This window comes from Bacillus cereus G9842 (genome assembly GCF_000021305.1).
Classification (GTDB): Bacteria; Bacillota; Bacilli; order Bacillales; family Bacillaceae_G; genus Bacillus_A; species Bacillus_A thuringiensis_S.
Genome location: NC_011772.1, coordinates 4,645,129 through 4,662,145, shown reverse-complemented (window position 1 = coordinate 4,662,145; position 17,017 = coordinate 4,645,129). Strand labels below are relative to the sequence as shown.

The window sequence follows — 17,017 nt, the reverse complement described above, 5'->3', positions numbered from 1 at the left end:
TCAATCCACGTTTCGTTATGAACTCGCCTTTGAGTTGCAGTTGTGAAACTAATAGTAGCAATTGCCGTTAATCCACGTTACGGATCTAAGCGAATGTATATTTTTACATTAATTTAGGGTGGTACCGCGGGAATCTATAACCTCTCGTCCCTTTCTAGGGATGAGAGGTTTTTTGTATTTTGGGCGGTGAAAATAAATAGAATTTCAAGGAGGGTATCTCATGAGCTTTAATCATCAAGATATTGAGAAGAAGTGGCAAGGGTACTGGGAAGAGAATAAAACATTCCGTACGCCAGATGAGACAGAAAAACCAAAATTTTATGCACTAGATATGTTCCCATATCCATCAGGTGCAGGCCTACACGTAGGACATCCAGAAGGTTATACAGCGACAGATATTTTATCTCGTATGAAGCGTATGCAAGGGTATAAAGTTCTTCATCCAATGGGATGGGATGCATTTGGTCTTCCAGCAGAGCAATATGCACTTGATACTGGAAATAGCCCAGCTGAATTTACAGAGCATAATATTAATACGTTCCGTAACCAAATTAAATCACTAGGTTTCTCTTATGATTGGGACCGTGAAGTAAATACAACAGATCCAAACTACTATAAGTGGACACAATGGATCTTCTTAAAACTATTTGAAAAAGGCTTAGCTTACGTTGATGAAGTACCTGTAAACTGGTGTCCAGCACTTGGTACAGTACTTGCAAATGAAGAAATCATTGACGGTAAGAGTGAGCGTGGTGGACATCCAGTTGAGCGTCGTCCGATGAGACAGTGGATGTTAAAAATTACAGCTTACGGAGATCGTCTATTAGAAGATCTAGATGAGCTTGATTGGCCAGAAAGCTTAAAAGATATGCAACGTAACTGGATCGGTCGTTCTGAAGGTGCAGAAGTACACTTCAATATCGATGGTACAGACGAGAAGTTCACAGTATTCACAACGCGCCCTGATACACTATTTGGTGCAACATACTGTGTACTAGCTCCGGAACATGCACTTGTTGCAGAAATTACAACAGCAGAACAAAAAGAAGCGGTAGAAGCTTACATTAACGCTGTAAAAATGAAGAGTGACCTAGAGCGTACAGAACTTGCGAAAGAGAAAACTGGTGTATTCACTGGTGCTTACGCAGTTAACCCAGTAAACGGTGAGAAATTACCAATCTGGATTGCTGACTATGTTCTTGCAACTTACGGAACAGGTGCCGTAATGGCAGTTCCAGCTCATGATGAGCGTGACTATGAATTCGCATCAGTATTCAATCTTCCGATGAAGGAAGTTGTAAAAGGCGGAGATATTACGAAAGAAGTGTACACAGGTGATGGTGCACACGTAAACTCAGCATTCCTTGATGGATTAAATAAAGAAGAAGCAATCGCAAAAATGATTGAATGGCTTGAAGTAACGAGCGCAGGAAATCAAAAAGTAACGTACCGTCTGCGTGACTGGTTATTCAGCCGTCAACGTTACTGGGGTGAGCCAATTCCGGTAATTCACTGGGAAGATGGGACAATGACAGCTGTGAAGGAAGAAGAATTACCATTAGTTCTTCCGAAAACAGAAAACATCCGTCCTTCAGGTACAGGTGAATCACCACTTGCTAACATTGACGAGTGGGTAAATGTTGTTGATCCTGAGACTGGTAAAAAAGGTCGTCGTGAAACAAATACAATGCCACAATGGGCTGGTAGCTGCTGGTATTACCTACGTTACATCGATCCAAACAATAGCGAAGCACTTGTAGATCCTGAAAAAGTAAAACAATGGCTTCCAGTTGATATTTATATCGGCGGAGCAGAGCATGCTGTACTTCACCTACTATATGCTCGTTTCTGGCATAAAGTATTATACGATATCGGTGTAGTTCCAACGAAAGAGCCGTTCCAACAATTATTCAACCAAGGTATGATTTTAGGTGAAAACAACGAGAAAATGAGTAAATCAAAAGGTAACGTTGTAAACCCTGATGATATCGTAGCAAGCCACGGTGCAGATACACTTCGTCTATACGAAATGTTCATGGGACCATTAGATGCTTCAATCGCTTGGTCTGAAAATGGTCTTGACGGAGCTCGTCGTTTCCTAGACCGCGTATGGCGTCTATTCGTTCAAGATAACGGTGAATTAAGTGAGAAAATTACTGACGCACCAAATAAAGAGCTTGAAAAAGCTTACCACCAAACAGTGAAGAAAGTAACAGAAGACTATGCAGAGCTTCGCTTCAACACAGCGATTTCTCAAATGATGGTATTCATCAATGATGCATACAAAGCTGAAACACTTCCGAAAGAATATGTAGAAGGTTTCGTAAAAATGATCGCACCAGTTGCACCTCACATCGGGGAAGAGCTATGGAGCAAACTTGGATATAATGAAACAATCACATATGCAAGCTGGCCAATATTTGATGAGTCTAAACTTGTAGAAGATGAAGTTGAAATCGTTGTTCAAGTTATGGGTAAAGTTCGCGCAAAACTAACAATGAGTAAAGACGCATCAAAAGAAGAAATGGAACAACTTGCACTTGAAGCAATTCAAGACCAAATTGAAGGGAAAACAGTTCGTAAAGTAATTGTTGTTCCTGGAAAACTTGTTAACGTTGTTGCAAACTAATTCATTCTAAATAAAAGCTCAGAGCATTTATGCTCTGAGCTTTTTTGTGTAGAAAATAATCTCTGGATCACTTTAGTCTAAGTTTTCAATTATTCCACTACGTATAAATAAAAGAGCGGAATTCCCATACAGACAAACACCTATTTTTCTATAGGAAATATGATAAAAAAGGTAGGCTAAATTGAGTAGAAGAGGTGAAAGGAATGAAAGGGATGGACAATAATGCACCACATGGCTTCTTCGGAGGTGAATCGGATAGTTATGAACAAATGATGTTAATGGGAGGGGCTGGCCAACAAGGATACGGTGGAATTCCGAGCTGGATGGGTGGAGCAGCAGGAGGGTTCCAAACATCGGTAGCTGGCATGCAAACTGGAATGCCTACATCAATGGGGGGCTTTTCGACATCAGGGGGTGGAATGCCTACAGTAACAGGAGGATTTCCGACATCAGTAGCTGGCGTACAGACAGGATTTCCAGTAGGAGCACCAACTACATTTCCTTCTTTCGTTGGAGGAGTGCAGACAGGATTCCCGGTACCGGGAGTGGGTGTTGTAGCTGGAGGAATAGGTGGGTATCCGCAAGTTGTTCACGGTCATCATGGACATCACCATCATCAAGGCCAACATGGTCATCATGGACACCATCATCACCAAGGTCACCACGGTCATCATGGACATCATCATCACCAAGGTCACCACGGTCATCATGGACATCATCATCACCAAGGTCACCACGGTCATCATGGACACCATCATGACCAAGGTCACCACGGTCATCAACAACAAGTACATCACCACGGTCACCACCACATTCATCCGCAAGCTGTTCTTTATCAAACTCACCAAGGCCATCAAGGCCATCAAGGCCATCAAGGCCATCAAGGCCATCAAGGCCATCAAGGCCATCAAGGCCATCAAGGTCATCAAGGCCATCACGGCCACCAAGGCCACCAAGGCCACCAAGGTCACCAAGGTCACCAAGGTCACCAAGGTCACCAAGGTCACCAAGGTCACCAAGGTCACCAAGGTCACCAAGGTCACCACGGTCAACACGGTCATCAAGGCCAACATAGTCAACAGCACCAACAGCACCAACAATACCAACAATATCAACAGCAACAATCTTCTCCTTGGGCAGGTGGAATTGGAGCAGGAGCAGCAGGGGCAGCGGCAGGAGCAGCTAGCATTAGTGGAGCAGCAGGACACGCGGGACACGTGGGTCATTAATGAATTGCAGAAAAAAGACATAATAAAAAACTGCTAGGAAATCCTAGCAGTTTTTTTCAGCTTCTTTGCGCTGACGTTCGATTTCAGCACGAAGTTGTGGTTCTGGTGCTTGCCAGCCTTCTGGTTTTAGAATTTTGCCATCGCCTTCACGGAATCGGGGTTTTCCATCAGGGAATAGTTTTGCCATGTTTGCGTTATTTACAATTTCAAATCCTTTATCAGGACGTACGCCCATTTCGGCAAACGTTCCGAATGCAAAGTAAATAAGGTCAATCAGTGCATCGTATTGATCTTCAACAGTCGTTGCTTCTAGAAATTCTTCTAGCTCTTCTTGCATAAAACTTGCACGAATTTTTGCACGCTCTTCTGTTAGTTTTGTTGGAGTATTTTTCACAGGATGTCCGAACTCTTCATGCATTTTTGCAACAAGTTCGAATCCTTTATCTAAACCTTTTTCGTTTGCCATGTTGTTTCATCCTTTCTCGTTTTCTGCCGAATTTCATTGTAACATAAGGTGATTATGAAATGAAAAGAACATCTTATCGAAATAAGATGTTCGCTTGTTATTCTTCTTTTTTTATTAAAAGGGATAAAATAAGATCGATGCCAAAAATACCGACGAGTAACATTGGTATAACGACAAGTAAATAACGTGTGAAGGAAACATTTTTTAAGTATGTATGAGCAAATAAAAAGACACCGAGAAATAAAATACCATTTAAAATAGGCTTTACTAATTTTTTAGACATAAGCTCCCCCATAAATATCTTCTCTCTCTATTTGATAATAAAAAACTCCTCTCTCCGTTGTATCATGCTGGAGAGAGGAGTTCAATCATTTCTCATTCAATGACACCAGAATTTGTAATATTTACGGTGTATTTTATATGAACCGGAACATCTTTATACATTTGTCTCCATTCTTCTAATTTGAATGGGCGATAATGTTGTCTATATTTTGCTCCTAGTGCAAGAGGATCAACATTTAGAGATTTAAACTGTTTAATTAGTTTTGTAGCTTTTGCATCTAATTGTTTTTCGATTGATTTGGCTATTTTTGTTGTATTTTTTTTGTTTTCTAAATTAAATTTTCTAGAAAGCTCCTGAATACGAGCATCCATCTTAACGTGAATATAGAAAGAAGGTTTCCCATCTTTTATGTTTACTTCGTAGGTAGGAACGGAACGAATGTTATTAATCATTGCATAGCCAGGATTTGTTTTAAATTCATGTGAGTCCAAGCGGTGCTTTTCTAGCAGTCCTTTGAAAACAAACATATCGTGATACTTAATTGTTCCGACCAACTTATCCTTTTTCAAAAGACCAATACCAGTAATTTTTATTTTATCTCCATGTTTTTTTAGGATAGGCATATAAGAATCTTGTCCTTCACGGTAGTACCTGAAGGCACCTAAATATAAATTGTCAGTTGGCAATGGCCCAGTGTCCATATTATGTTCTAACATTTTTTTTATATAAATCGCAACATTGTAAGAGGTACTATATTTTCCTTTAAATAGTTCAGTACCACTGCCTTCTAATAGTCCAACATACAGTGAGTTACCAATATTCACATCACGAATTAATGTGTCAAAGGAAGTTGATAATCCTTTTTTAGCAATCTTTGTTGTGAATAAGGCAACACGCATTTGCCCGCTTGCGAACGGTTGCGAAGATTCCAAAGATGTATCTGCCTTTACTTGTTTTACTGCGTTTCCTGTTCCTTCATAAACTTGAACTTTATTTCCCTTTTTTTGTATGGGACAAACAAATGTAACTTTTACTTTATTATCTTTTGCTGTATCGAAGGCAGCTCCTTGAATGAGCTGAACATCATCAATAATATTTTTTTGTAAACAACCAGTTAGACTGAAGACACTGATGCAAATAAGAAGTATTAATTTTCTTTTGGTTTTTTCCATTTTTTTTTCACCCACACAATAATAAATAGAATTGGGATGTATACATATATAAGCCAAAAACTAACTTTAGATGTATTGCTAATAAAATCATTAATATCATGCCTATTTGTTAAAAGTTGTGAAACAACTAAGGTGATAAGCATAAATGCAATTAAAATACCTCGTTGTTTTACACGAAAGATTTCATGTGTTCCTCGAGTAGCGGCCCATAAAGGTAGAATAAAGCTTGTAATAATAACGAGAGCATAACCGGAAATAGCAATATACTCAAGTCGCTCGATAAAAGGAAGCTTAATAACTTGTGTCATGGACAGTTGAGACCAAATTGTTTTGAGTAGTTGTTTTTCGCTAAAGAATGTAAAAGCGAGAATGGTACTAAATAAATATAAGAAGTTAGAGAATAATGCACCATATTGTGCAAATTTATGGGATTTTTCTGGTTCTTTAACAAACGGATAAACCATAAGGAAAATTTCAAATCCTGTCATACTATAAATGGATAGTTGAGCTGCTTTCAAAATATCTGTAAAAGAATGTGAAAACATTGGAAGTAAATTATCCCAATGTGAGAATTTCAAAATGAAAAGACTTAGAAAAAGATAACCTAATGTTCCACCAACGGAAATAACACAAATTCCTGTAATGACGCGGAATCCTGATGAAATAATGTAATAACTTATTAAACATAAAAAGAAAGTGAGCATCCAGGTGGATGCGCTAGGAAACATCCACACTTGAATAATTTCGACATAGGTTCGAACGACAGAAATACTTACAATAAAAAAATAAGCCATAAAGATGAGACTAATACCATTTCCAATCCATTTTCCAAAAATCTGTTTGTGTAAATCAATTAAGTTTCCTTCTGTATTTTTTAATGAATAATACATCATCCAGATGAGAATATGAATGATAATTCCTGTGAGGAGAACTCCTATCCAGCCGTCGTATCCGGCGGCTTTTGCTATAATTCGAGCGAAGCCGAGAACGCCAGCTCCAAATTGTGCACCGTGAATTAAGAAGAAAACAAAGATAGGAGATATTTGATATTTTTCTTGAACTTTACTCATCAATGCACCTCATTTCTTAATCATCAAAGTCCGATCTATGTTTTGTTGAAATCCCTTTTGCTGATTTTTTTACATGTTGTGGTCTTGCTTGTACATCTCTTGTATCAATCATTGTTAAAGGAAAACGAATCCAAGAGTCCTTAACGGATTGTTGTCTTGTCGGATAAAACAAAGCGTACGGCTTACGTAAGGAAGTAAGCCTGAATAGATGAGTAAATAAGAAGATAAATCCAAGAGAAATCCCGAACAATCCGCCTATTTCTGCAAACATAAGAAAAGGAAAGCGTAGTAATCGAACAGCGTTACCCATTTTATAAATAGGTGTAATAAAAGAAGCGAGTGCTGATAGTGCAACGATAATTAATAAAATGTTACTCGTTAACCCAGCTTGTACAGATGCTTGCCCGATTACGATACCGCCCACAATACCGAGTGTTTGCCCCACTTTCATCGGTAACCTTGCGCCGGCTTCTCTTAATAAATCAATAACTAATTCCAAAAACAGTGCTTCAATTAAAGGTGGGAATGGAACTTGCGCTCGAGATAAAATCAATGTTTCCAGCAAATCGCTTGGAATTAGTTCATAATGATAATTTAAAACGGCAACATATAATGGAGCTGCACAAATCGAGAAAAGGACAGCGATAAGTCGTAAAACTCTTGAAAATGTTGCATATAGCCAAGAGACATTATAATCTTCTGGTGAAATAAAGAAATCGAAATATGATACGGGCGTTAATAGAACATTTGGTGAACCATCAACAAAAATTGCAATTTTCCCATCAATTAGTGCTTTTGTAACTCTATCAGTGCGCTCTGTATTGATATAGAGAGGAAAAATCGATTTTTCACCCATTAATTCTTGTAAATAAGCACTATCATTAATTTGATCATATTCAAGAGCGCGTAATGACTCTTCTAGAAAATCTACATTATCTTTTTCAGCGAGGTTGTCTAAATACATCATGACAACTTTTGTTTTGGAAAACTCGCCGATAATCATTTCTTTTGTTTGTAAATCTAAAACAGGAAGACGTTTTCGAACTAAATTAATGTTTGTATCAATATCCTCTACAAAACCTTCTTGCGGACCAATAACAGTTGATTCGTTTAAAGGAGGGGTTGGTGCACGATAATTATCAATTGCAATGTTTGCAAGCATACACTTTTGATCTTGCTGATTCAATTGAATAATCGCATGCCCCTTTAAAACCATATCCTCAATTTTTTGTAAATCGTTCGTAATTGTAATGCCGCTCATCGGAATATGTTCTTTTAGTTGTTCTAGAGAAGCACAGGGTTTCTCTAAAAGAGTGGGCATTAAATATTTCTGTAATTTCTCTCCATCAAGTGAAGGGCGATAGTAAGAAATCCAATAAGGCATCGTTTCATCGTCAGATGTATGGTAATTAATAAAATCACTAGACTTTTTAAGTTTCTCTATTAAATCTTGTAGAGAATGAATACGGTCTTTTTCTGGTTTGGTAAAGTCATAAATACTATTACCTCCAGAGCTTTGTTGCTTACTTTGAGAAGAATCATCTTGTTTAGAGCTTTGTTGCTTACTTTGAGAAGAATCATCTTGTTTAGAGCTTTGTTGTTTATTCTGAGAAGAATCATTTTGTTTAGAGCTTTGTTGTTTATTCTGAGAAGAATCATTTTGTTTAGAGCTTTGTTGCTTACTTTGAGAAGAATCATCTTGCTTAGAGTTTTGCTGTTTATCTTGAGAAGAATCATCTTGCTTAGAGTTTTGCTGTTTATCTTGAGAAGAATCATCTTGCTTAGAGTTTAGTTGTTTCTCCTGAGAAGGGTCATCTTGCTTAGAGTTTTGCTGTTTATCTTGAGAAGAGTCATCTTGCTTAGAGTTTTGCTGTTTCTCTTGAGAAGAGTCATCTTGCTTAGAGTTTAGTTGTTTCTCCTGAGAAGAGTCATCTTGCTTAGAGTTTAGTTGTTTCTCCTGAGAAGAGTCATCTTGCTTAGAGTTTAGTTGTTTCTCCTGAGAAGAGTCATCTTGCTTAGAGTTTTGCTGTTTCTCTTGAGAAGAGTCATCTTGCTTAGAGTTTTGCTGTTTCTCTTGAGAAGAGTCATCTTGCTTAGAGTTTTGCTGTTTCTCTTGAGAAGAGTCATCTTGCTCGTTATTTTTACCTTTAGTATGTTTCATACTTCTAGTCTGTTCTTTGTTATCGTCATCTGGATTGTTAGACTGCTGCTCCCAGTTATCGGCTTCTTTTGCCTCTGTTGTATTTGATTTTTTTTTCTTACGAAACCAATTCCAAATCATATGTATGCCCTCTTTAATTGTGTAATATAGTGCTATTTTGTGGCTAATTTTGTATATTATTCATTTATTTATGAAAAGAAGGAGGAGATTGGTTTACATAGAAAAAAACCTTTAGTAAGCAGTTCATACTATAACGGGGAGAGGGAGAGTCTGTGCAAATTGTAAAAAAGGAGAAGTTTGTTTTAAAAGAATTTACGTTTGAAAATGGTAGGGAAATTCCTGTTCAAATGGGATACGAGACATATGGTACGTTGAATAGAGAAAGGTCAAATGTGATTTTGGTTTGTCATTATTTTAGTGCAACAAGTCATGCGGCAGGAAAATATACAGTGCATGATGAGGAGTCTGGTTGGTGGGATGGGCTCATTGGACCTGGAAAAGCAATTGATACAAATAAGTATTTTGTTATATGTACGGATAATCTTTGTAATGTGCAGGTGAAGAATCCATATGTGATTACAACAGGACCGAAATCGATTAACCCAGAAACTGGAGAAGAATATGCTATGGATTTTCCGGTTTTTACATTTCTTGATGTAGCTCGTATGCAATATGAGTTAATAAAAGGTATGGGAATTTCAAGGTTACACGCTGTAATCGGACCGTCGGCGGGGGGAATGATTGCACAACAATGGGCGGTTCACTATCCACATATGGTAGAGCGGATGATTGGCGTTATTACGAACCCACAAAATCCAATTATTACGTCTGTAAACGTAGCACAAAATGCGATTGAGGCAATTCAACTGGATCCAAGTTGGAAAGATGGAAAATACGGAGAAGAGCAGCCGATAAAGGGGCTTCATTTAGCAAATAGAATGATGTTTATGAATGCGTTTGATGAGCATTTTTATGAAATGGCATTTCCTCGTAATAGTATAGAGATAGAACCTTATGAAAAGTTTTCTACATTAACATCATTTGAAAAAGAGATAAATAAAGCGACATATAGAAGTATAGAGTTAGTAGATGCAAATTCATGGATGTATACTGCGAAGGCGGTTTTATTGCATGATATTGCACATGGGTTTTCTTCACTAGAAGAATCTCTTTCTAACATAGAAGCGAATGTACTTATGATTCCGTGCAAACAAGATTTGCTTCAGCCGCCACGTTATAATTATAAAATGGTAGACATTTTGCAAAAACAAGGAAAATATGCGGAAGTGTATGAGATAGAAAGTATAAATGGGCATATGGCAGGAGCATTTGATATTCATTTATTTGAAAAGAAAATTTATGAATTTTTAAATCGGAAAGTATCTAGTTTTGTGTAGGAAATAAATTATGTGAAAAAGGTGCAATATGTGTAGTAGGCACCTTTTTTTACATGATTTGTAGACGGAATATATATGTAGCGATTGCTATGCCGAAGAACGCTATACTAAGTAATAGAAATAAGAATGACATTTCTTGGGGAGATTTTATCTTTTTATTATTTTGCATACTAAGTGCAATAATTGCAGCGATTAAGAACACAATGCCCATAATGAAAAGAAAAAGCGACATTTTAATCGACTCCTTTCATAAAACAAGTATATTGAGGATACAATGTGCTAGTTATGTTTGTAAAGAATAAGTTTTGCGAGAAAATTGAGAAATAGCTTTTCGATTCTTTGCGTTCTTTCTTTTGCATGCTAAAATTGGTAGAGAATGTTTGTGGAAAAGAAACTAAAGGTTTTATTGTATATAAGGAGGAACTACATATGACAGAAGTTAAAACAATTACTACAGAAGAGGTACAAGTGCGTTTAGAAAATGGAGAAACGTTATTTCTAGTAGACGTAAGAGAAGATGAAGAAGTAGCGGCAGGAAAGATTCCAGAAGCTGTACATATTAAAATGGGCGATATCCCACATAAAGTAGACTTCTTTAATAAAGAGAATGAATATATCTTTATTTGTCGTTCAGGAATGCGCAGTGAAAATGTATGTCATTATTTAAATGAGCAAGGATTTAAAACAGTGAACATGGTTGGCGGTATGCTTCAATATGAAGGTGAAACGAAATAGTTAATAGTTAAAAACTTGAAACGAGTCTGTTTCAAGTTTTTTTCTTTTGCATACAGTATAAAAAAGGAGGAGGGGTAAATGGGGGTTAATTTGCGTAAAGTAAAAATTATTAATAATACAGGAGCTGTTAATGTTGGTGACTGTTATGATATCTCGCCTTTAGCTGTGGCGAAAGTATATGCAGGAGCTGGAGGATCGAGTGCGGCTATTTTTTTAAATGGAAAAAGACAGCCAGAAGCGGTGATTAGAACATCGGTATTTCTTCCGCCTTTGGCAACGAGTACACGTACGTTAGGTTCATAAAGGAAAGGTAGAGTGTAATTATGCCTGCGCATATAAAAGAGTTTGTTATTGTTAATAATACTGGGAATATATTTACAGGTGATAATTTGAGTGATACTTCATTTACTGCTACGAAATCGTATAGTGGTTCAATGGGGTGTACTTGGATTGATGTTGTTACAGTAATAGGGACAGAAACGAAGCTTTGTTTACAGCCGGGAGATTCGGTGACGACGACATATACAAGGGGCACCCCTGCTGGTACTGTAACAGGAACAAATATGGGGCAAAGTGTAAATACATCGGGTATAGCGCAAGCTGTCCCTAATACAGATAATATGGATTCAATTGCAGGACTCCCTTAAGGAATTAAGGGAGTTTTATTTATTTGAAATAAAAATAGTCTTGGAGATTATTTTTGTAAATAGATTAAGAAGAGGTTTATTTATTATGAAAAAGACGGTTTGTAGGTGGTGAAAGTGTGAAGAATCGTGATAATAAAGGGAAACAACAATCTAATTTTAGAATTCCACCAGAACTTATTGGTCCTACTTTTCCTCCTGTTCCAACTGGATTTACGGGTATAGGGATTACTGGTCCAACAGGTCCACAAGGTCCGACTGGACCGCAAGGACCGAGAGGATTTCAAGGTCCAATGGGAGAGATGGGTCCGACTGGACCTCAAGGTGTGCAAGGGATTCAAGGTCCAGTTGGACCAATAGGTGCAACTGGACCAGAAGGGCAGCAGGGAGCACAAGGATTGAGAGGACCACAAGGAGAAACTGGAGCGACAGGACCTCAAGGTGTGCAAGGGTTACAAGGTCCGATTGGTCCAACGGGAGCGACTGGGGCACAAGGTATACAAGGGATAAAGGGATTGCAAGGGCCAATTGGAGCGACAGGACCTGAGGGACCTCAAGGAATTCAAGGCGTCCAAGGGTTACCGGGTGCAACTGGTCCACAAGGAATACAAGGAGCACAAGGGATACAAGGAACACAAGGACCGAGTGGAAATACAGGTGCAACCGGAGCAACGGGTCAGGGGCTAACAGGTCCGACTGGAATAACAGGCCCAACTGGGATAACTGGACCATCTGGAGGACCTCCTGGCCCGACGGGGCCAACTGGTGCGACAGGTCCGGGTGGCGGACCGAGTGGGAGTACAGGTGCGACTGGAGCAACGGGGGATACTGGGGCTACAGGAAGTACAGGTGTAACAGGAGCAACGGGAACTACAGGTCCGACTGGAAGTACGGGAGCACAGGGCTTGCAAGGAATACAAGGTATTCAAGGGTCAATTGGCCCAACAGGTCCAGAAGGACCGCAGGGGATTCAAGGTATTCCTGGTCCGACAGGAATAACTGGTGAACAAGGAATCCAAGGGGTTCAGGGTATTCAAGGGGTAACGGGAGCAACAGGGGATCAAGGTCCACAAGGTATACAGGGGGCTATAGGGCCTCAAGGGGTCACAGGAGCAACAGGAGATCAAGGTCCACAAGGAATACAAGGAGTACCAGGGCCATCAGGAGCAACGGGACCACAGGGAGTTCAAGGGATACAAGGTCCGATGGGTGATATAGGACCAACAGGTCCAGAAGGCCCAGAGGGACTTCAGGGCCCGCAAGGAATACAAGGAGTGCCAGGACCAGTTGGAGCAACGGGTCCAGAGGGTCCTCAGGGGATACAAGGTATTCAAGGACCGGTAGGAACAACAGGCCCACAAGGTCCACAAGGAATACAGGGAATACAAGGTGTGCAAGGGATAACGGGAGCAACTGGAGTACAAGGAGCAACTGGAATTCAAGGGATACAAGGGGAAATAGGAGCAACGGGTCCAGAGGGTCCCCAAGGAGTGCAAGGTGCTCAAGGGGAGATTGGTCCAACAGGTCCGATGGGTCCCCAAGGTGTGCAAGGAGTACAAGGAATTCAAGGAGCGACGGGCGCACAAGGAGTGCAAGGTCCACAGGGAATTCAAGGAATCCAAGGTCCGACGGGGGCAACAGGAGATACAGGAGCAACAGGTGCGACAGGGGAAGGAACTACAGGCCCAACTGGAATAACGGGAGCAACAGGGGTAACGGGACCTTCTGGAGGACCAGCAGGACCGTCCGGCCCAACAGGGCCATCAGGTCCGACGGGAGTAACTGGTCCATCGGGTGGACCACCTGGCCCGACAGGAGCAACTGGTGCGACAGGAGTAACAGGGGATACTGGTGCGACAGGCTCAACTGGAGTGACAGGAGCGACAGGAGAAACGGGAGCAACCGGAGTGACAGGGTTACAAGGTCCTCAAGGAATACAAGGTGTGCAAGGAGATATTGGTCCAACTGGTCCGCAAGGGATACAAGGTCCGCAAGGGATACAAGGAGTAACTGGTGCGACAGGAGATCAAGGACCACAGGGAATCCAAGGCCCGCAAGGAATCCAAGGTCCAACCGGTCCCCAAGGAATTCAAGGGGAACAAGGCCCTCAAGGGATTCAAGGAGCAACCGGAGCCACGGGAGCACAAGGCCCACAGGGGATTCAAGGAATTCAAGGGATCCAAGGTCCGACCGGTCCTCAAGGCCCAACAGGAATACAAGGGGTACAAGGAGAGATAGGTCCAACCGGTCCTCAAGGTGTGCAAGGATTGCAAGGTCCCCAAGGTCCTACAGGGGACACAGGGGCAACGGGAGCGCAAGGTCCCCAAGGAGTTCAAGGGATACAAGGCCCAACGGGAGCTACAGGAGCAACAGGAGCGACAGGTCCACAAGGAATTCAAGGCCCGCAAGGAATCCAAGGCCCAACAGGGGCTACAGGAGCAACAGGTTCCCAAGGACCAACTGGAAATACAGGTCCAACAGGTTCACAAGGAATACAAGGTCCAACTGGTCCAACAGGAGCTGGAGCAACCGGAGCAACAGGAGCGACCGGGGCGACTGGAGTCAGTACAACTGCAACATATGCATTTGCGAATAATACATCAGGAAGTATTATTTCTGTTTTGTTAGGTGGCACGAATATTCCGTTACCAAACAATCAAAATATTGGACCAGGAATAACCGTTAGTGGTGGAAATACTGTATTTACAGTTGCGAATGCAGGAAACTATTATATAGCCTATACAATTAATTTAACGGCAGGATTACTTGTAAGTTCCCGTATAACTGTAAATGGCAGTCCGCTTGCGGGAACGATAAACTCTCCGGCAGTGGCTGCAGGTTCATTTAGTGCAACAATAATCGCTAACTTGCCTGCTGGAGCTGCAGTTAGTTTACAATTATTTGGAGTAATTGCGTTGGCTACATTATCTACGGCAACGCCAGGGGCTACTCTAACGATTATTAGATTAAGTTAATAAGCAGAAAACCTTGAAACTTTTATGTTTCAAGGTTTTTTTATCCTTGTATCTGGAAGTAAACCTCATTAACCAGGGGGAGTGGATACCCTCTAATTATTTAAAGTTTCACTTTATTCACTTGGGCAAAAACATCGCAGTCCGAAAATATATTATAATAGAATGAAAAGAAAGAAATTTGGCAGAAAGGGAGGGTGGCGATGCAGGAGATGGTTAAAGATTTTTTTGGACGCCCACTTCAAGATTTACGTATATCTGTCATTGATCGTTGCAATTTTAGATGTACATATTGTATGCCGGCGGAAATATTTGGGCCAGATTATGCTTTTTTGAAAGATGAGTTTTTACTAACTTTTGATGAAATTGAGCGTTTGGCAAAATTATTTGTTAACATCGGTGTACGAAAAATTAGAATTACTGGCGGTGAGCCACTGCTTCGTAAAGATTTAACAAAACTGATTGCACGTCTCGTGAAAATTGATGGGCTAATAGATATAGGGTTAACGACAAATGCTATCCATTTAACGAAACAAGCGAAGGCATTAAAAGAAGCTGGATTACATAGAGTGAATGTTAGTTTAGATGCGATAGATGACGACATATTTAGGAATATTAATGGTCGAAATATTAATACGAAACCGGTGATTAAGGGAATTATAGCAGCTAAAGAGGCGGGGCTGGAAGTAAAGGTAAATATGGTTGTGAAAAAAGGGATGAACGATCAACAAGTACTTCCGATGGCTGCGTATTTTAAAGAGCAAGGAATCACGCTTAGGTTTATTGAGTTTATGGATGTTGGTAGTACAAATGGGTGGAATTTTGATCAAGTGGTTACAAAACGAGAATTGATTGAGATGATTCATAAGGTGTATCCGCTTGAGCCAGCTGAAGTCCATTACTTTGGTGAAGTTGCGAAGCGATATCGGTACGTTGGAACAAATGTTGAAGTTGGTTTTATTACATCTGTTTCTGAGTCATTTTGTGCCTCTTGTACGAGGGCAAGAATTTCGGCAGATGGAAAGTTTTATACGTGCTTATTTGCGACAGAGGGTTTGAATGTAAGAGAACTTCTTAGAGGAAATCTTTCGGATGAGGAGTTATTAAGTGTTATACAAGATGTATGGATGAATAGAAAAGATAGGTATTCGGATGAACGGACAGAAGAAAGTGCAAAAAATCGTCCGAAAATCGAAATGTCTTATATAGGAGGATAAGAAAGGGGGCTATCGCATGCAGGAGCGATATTCAAGACAAATATTATTTTCTGGTGTTAGAGAAGAAGGACAGAGAAAAATAAGAGAGAAGCATGTGCTTATTATTGGTGCTGGTGCTCTCGGTGCGGCAAATGCAGAAGCGATTGTTAGAGCAGGTGTTGGAAAAGTAACGATTGCTGATCGTGATTATGTAGAATGGAGTAATTTACAAAGACAACAACTATATACGGAAGAAGATGCAAAGCAGTATAAACCGAAGGCGATAGCGGCTGCAGAACATTTACAAGCGATTAATTCTGAGGTGGAAATAAATCCAGTTGTGACGGATGTAACGGTGCAAGAAATGGAAGAGCTAGTGCGTGATGTAGATTTAATATTAGATGCGACAGATAATTTTGAAACGCGTCTTCTTATTAATGATATTTCACAAAAGTATAATATTCCGTGGATATATGGTGGGTGTGTCGGAAGTTACGGAGTAACGTATACAATTTTACCAGGGAAAACACCGTGTTTTCGCTGTTTAATGGAGCATCCGGCGAGCGGAGCAACATGTGACACAGCTGGTATTATACAACCGGCAGTACAATTAGTAGTTGCGCATCAAATTACGGAAGCGCTGAAAATATTAGTAGAAGACTTTGGGGCGCTTCGTGAAACGATGTTATCATTTGATCTTTGGAATAATCAACAGATGGCATTTAAAGTGAATAGGCAGAAAAAAGATACTTGTTTATCTTGCGGAAGGTTACGTACATATCCGAGTTTAACATTTGAAGCACAAACAAAAACAGAAGTGTTATGTGGGCGAAATACAGTACAAATTCGCCCGGGTGTGCGGAAGAATTTTAATTTAGAAGAAATTAAAAAGCGCTTACAAAGAAGTGTAGAGATAAAGGCGACACCTTATCTATTATCATTTCCGGTAGAAGAATATCGTTTTGTTTTATTTACAGATGGCAGGGCGTTCATTCATGGGACGAATGATATGAATGTAGCGAAAAGTTTATATGCAAGATATATAGGTTGAACCTAAAGGAAA

15 protein-coding genes and 1 other annotated feature (1 of these 16 cut by a window edge) are annotated in these 17,017 nt (G+C 40.1%); of the genes, 9 read left to right on the top strand and 6 right to left on the bottom strand.

The window, feature by feature from the left end:
• Positions 1 to 155 (top strand) — a binding site (T-box leader); it begins 65 nt to the left of the window's first position.
• 65 nt (positions 156 to 220) lie between these two features.
• Complete coding sequence (gene leuS / locus BCG9842_RS23515) at positions 221 to 2,629, top strand: leucine--tRNA ligase (protein ID WP_000009438.1); 2,409 nt, start codon at positions 221 to 223, stop codon at positions 2,627 to 2,629.
• A 203-nt stretch (positions 2,630 to 2,832) separates the two neighbouring features.
• Complete coding sequence (locus BCG9842_RS23510) at positions 2,833 to 3,858, top strand: hypothetical protein (protein WP_000677550.1); 1,026 nt, start codon at positions 2,833 to 2,835, stop codon at positions 3,856 to 3,858.
• A gap of 43 nt (positions 3,859 to 3,901) precedes the next feature.
• Here the strand turns inward: BCG9842_RS23510 and BCG9842_RS23505 are convergent, their stop codons facing one another.
• From BCG9842_RS23505 to BCG9842_RS30500, 5 genes are all read right to left on the bottom strand, one after another.
• Positions 3,902 to 4,324 (bottom strand): hypothetical protein, encoded by a 423-nt coding sequence (locus tag BCG9842_RS23505; protein ID WP_001262632.1) that lies wholly within the window; start codon positions 4,322 to 4,324, stop codon positions 3,902 to 3,904.
• A gap of 97 nt (positions 4,325 to 4,421) precedes the next feature.
• Positions 4,422 to 4,607 (bottom strand): hypothetical protein, encoded by a 186-nt coding sequence (locus BCG9842_RS23500; RefSeq protein ID WP_000038780.1) that lies wholly within the window; start codon positions 4,605 to 4,607, stop codon positions 4,422 to 4,424.
• Positions 4,608 to 4,699: 92 nt separating this feature from the next.
• Complete coding sequence (locus BCG9842_RS23495; protein ID WP_000416067.1) at positions 4,700 to 5,779, bottom strand: Ger(x)C family spore germination protein; 1,080 nt, start codon at positions 5,777 to 5,779, stop codon at positions 4,700 to 4,702.
• On the bottom strand, positions 5,755 to 6,849 hold the full coding sequence (locus tag BCG9842_RS23490; RefSeq protein ID WP_000049049.1) for a spore germination protein: 1,095 nt from the start codon (positions 6,847 to 6,849) through the stop codon (positions 5,755 to 5,757). Before BCG9842_RS23490 ends, BCG9842_RS23495 begins: the two co-directional genes overlap by 25 nt.
• Before the next feature lie 16 nt (positions 6,850 to 6,865).
• Positions 6,866 to 9,130: a spore germination protein gene (locus BCG9842_RS30500; protein WP_000638050.1), complete on the bottom strand. Its 2,265-nt coding sequence runs from the start codon at positions 9,128 to 9,130 to the stop codon at positions 6,866 to 6,868.
• Between the two features lie 152 nt (positions 9,131 to 9,282).
• Here BCG9842_RS30500 and BCG9842_RS23480 point away from each other — a divergent pair, with 152 nt between their 5' ends.
• Positions 9,283 to 10,407, top strand: coding sequence for an alpha/beta fold hydrolase (locus tag BCG9842_RS23480; RefSeq protein ID WP_001167625.1), 1,125 nt, complete (start codon positions 9,283 to 9,285; stop codon positions 10,405 to 10,407).
• A gap of 49 nt (positions 10,408 to 10,456) precedes the next feature.
• Here the strand turns inward: BCG9842_RS23480 and BCG9842_RS23475 are convergent, their stop codons facing one another.
• A complete protein-coding gene (locus BCG9842_RS23475) occupies positions 10,457 to 10,639 on the bottom strand; it encodes a hypothetical protein (protein ID WP_000051780.1) in 183 nt (60 codons plus the stop codon).
• Between the two features lie 197 nt (positions 10,640 to 10,836).
• On the opposite strand from BCG9842_RS23475, the gene BCG9842_RS23470 reads away from it, so the two are divergent.
• From BCG9842_RS23470 to BCG9842_RS23445, 6 genes are all read left to right on the top strand, one after another.
• On the top strand, positions 10,837 to 11,142 hold the full coding sequence (locus BCG9842_RS23470) for a rhodanese-like domain-containing protein (RefSeq protein WP_000141224.1): 306 nt from the start codon (positions 10,837 to 10,839) through the stop codon (positions 11,140 to 11,142).
• Between the two features lie 78 nt (positions 11,143 to 11,220).
• Positions 11,221 to 11,445, top strand: a complete 225-nt coding sequence (locus BCG9842_RS23465) for a spore germination protein (RefSeq protein WP_000538719.1) — start codon at positions 11,221 to 11,223, stop codon at positions 11,443 to 11,445.
• Positions 11,446 to 11,465: 20 nt separating this feature from the next.
• Complete coding sequence (locus tag BCG9842_RS23460; protein ID WP_001110864.1) at positions 11,466 to 11,789, top strand: hypothetical protein; 324 nt, start codon at positions 11,466 to 11,468, stop codon at positions 11,787 to 11,789.
• A 116-nt stretch (positions 11,790 to 11,905) separates the two neighbouring features.
• Positions 11,906 to 14,761 (top strand): BclA-related collagen-like exosporium protein, encoded by a 2,856-nt coding sequence (locus BCG9842_RS23455; protein ID WP_000796060.1) that lies wholly within the window; start codon positions 11,906 to 11,908, stop codon positions 14,759 to 14,761.
• Positions 14,762 to 14,961: 200 nt separating this feature from the next.
• Positions 14,962 to 15,975: a GTP 3',8-cyclase MoaA gene (moaA, locus tag BCG9842_RS23450; protein ID WP_001157113.1), complete on the top strand. Its 1,014-nt coding sequence runs from the start codon at positions 14,962 to 14,964 to the stop codon at positions 15,973 to 15,975.
• 16 nt (positions 15,976 to 15,991) lie between these two features.
• Positions 15,992 to 17,005, top strand: coding sequence for a molybdopterin-synthase adenylyltransferase MoeB (locus tag BCG9842_RS23445; protein ID WP_001158115.1), 1,014 nt, complete (start codon positions 15,992 to 15,994; stop codon positions 17,003 to 17,005).
• The last annotated feature ends 12 nt before the right edge of the window (positions 17,006 to 17,017 follow it).

Coding starts and splice junctions, on each gene's coding strand:
- BCG9842_RS23460 (WP_001110864.1), top strand. CDS start 11,466: ATGCCTGCGCATATAAAAGAGTTTGTTATTGTTAATAATACTGGGAAT.
- leuS (WP_000009438.1), top strand. CDS start 221: ATGAGCTTTAATCATCAAGATATTGAGAAGAAGTGGCAAGGGTACTGG.
- BCG9842_RS23490 (WP_000049049.1), bottom strand. CDS start 6,849: ATGAGTAAAGTTCAAGAAAAATATCAAATATCTCCTATCTTTGTTTTC.
- moaA (WP_001157113.1), top strand. CDS start 14,962: ATGCAGGAGATGGTTAAAGATTTTTTTGGACGCCCACTTCAAGATTTA.
- BCG9842_RS30500 (WP_000638050.1), bottom strand. CDS start 9,130: ATGATTTGGAATTGGTTTCGTAAGAAAAAAAAATCAAATACAACAGAG.
- BCG9842_RS23445 (WP_001158115.1), top strand. CDS start 15,992: ATGCAGGAGCGATATTCAAGACAAATATTATTTTCTGGTGTTAGAGAA.
- BCG9842_RS23505 (WP_001262632.1), bottom strand. CDS start 4,324: ATGGCAAACGAAAAAGGTTTAGATAAAGGATTCGAACTTGTTGCAAAA.
- BCG9842_RS23470 (WP_000141224.1), top strand. CDS start 10,837: ATGACAGAAGTTAAAACAATTACTACAGAAGAGGTACAAGTGCGTTTA.
- BCG9842_RS23495 (WP_000416067.1), bottom strand. CDS start 5,779: ATGGAAAAAACCAAAAGAAAATTAATACTTCTTATTTGCATCAGTGTC.
- BCG9842_RS23475 (WP_000051780.1), bottom strand. CDS start 10,639: ATGTCGCTTTTTCTTTTCATTATGGGCATTGTGTTCTTAATCGCTGCA.
- BCG9842_RS23465 (WP_000538719.1), top strand. CDS start 11,221: ATGGGGGTTAATTTGCGTAAAGTAAAAATTATTAATAATACAGGAGCT.
- BCG9842_RS23500 (WP_000038780.1), bottom strand. CDS start 4,607: ATGTCTAAAAAATTAGTAAAGCCTATTTTAAATGGTATTTTATTTCTC.
- BCG9842_RS23510 (WP_000677550.1), top strand. CDS start 2,833: ATGAAAGGGATGGACAATAATGCACCACATGGCTTCTTCGGAGGTGAA.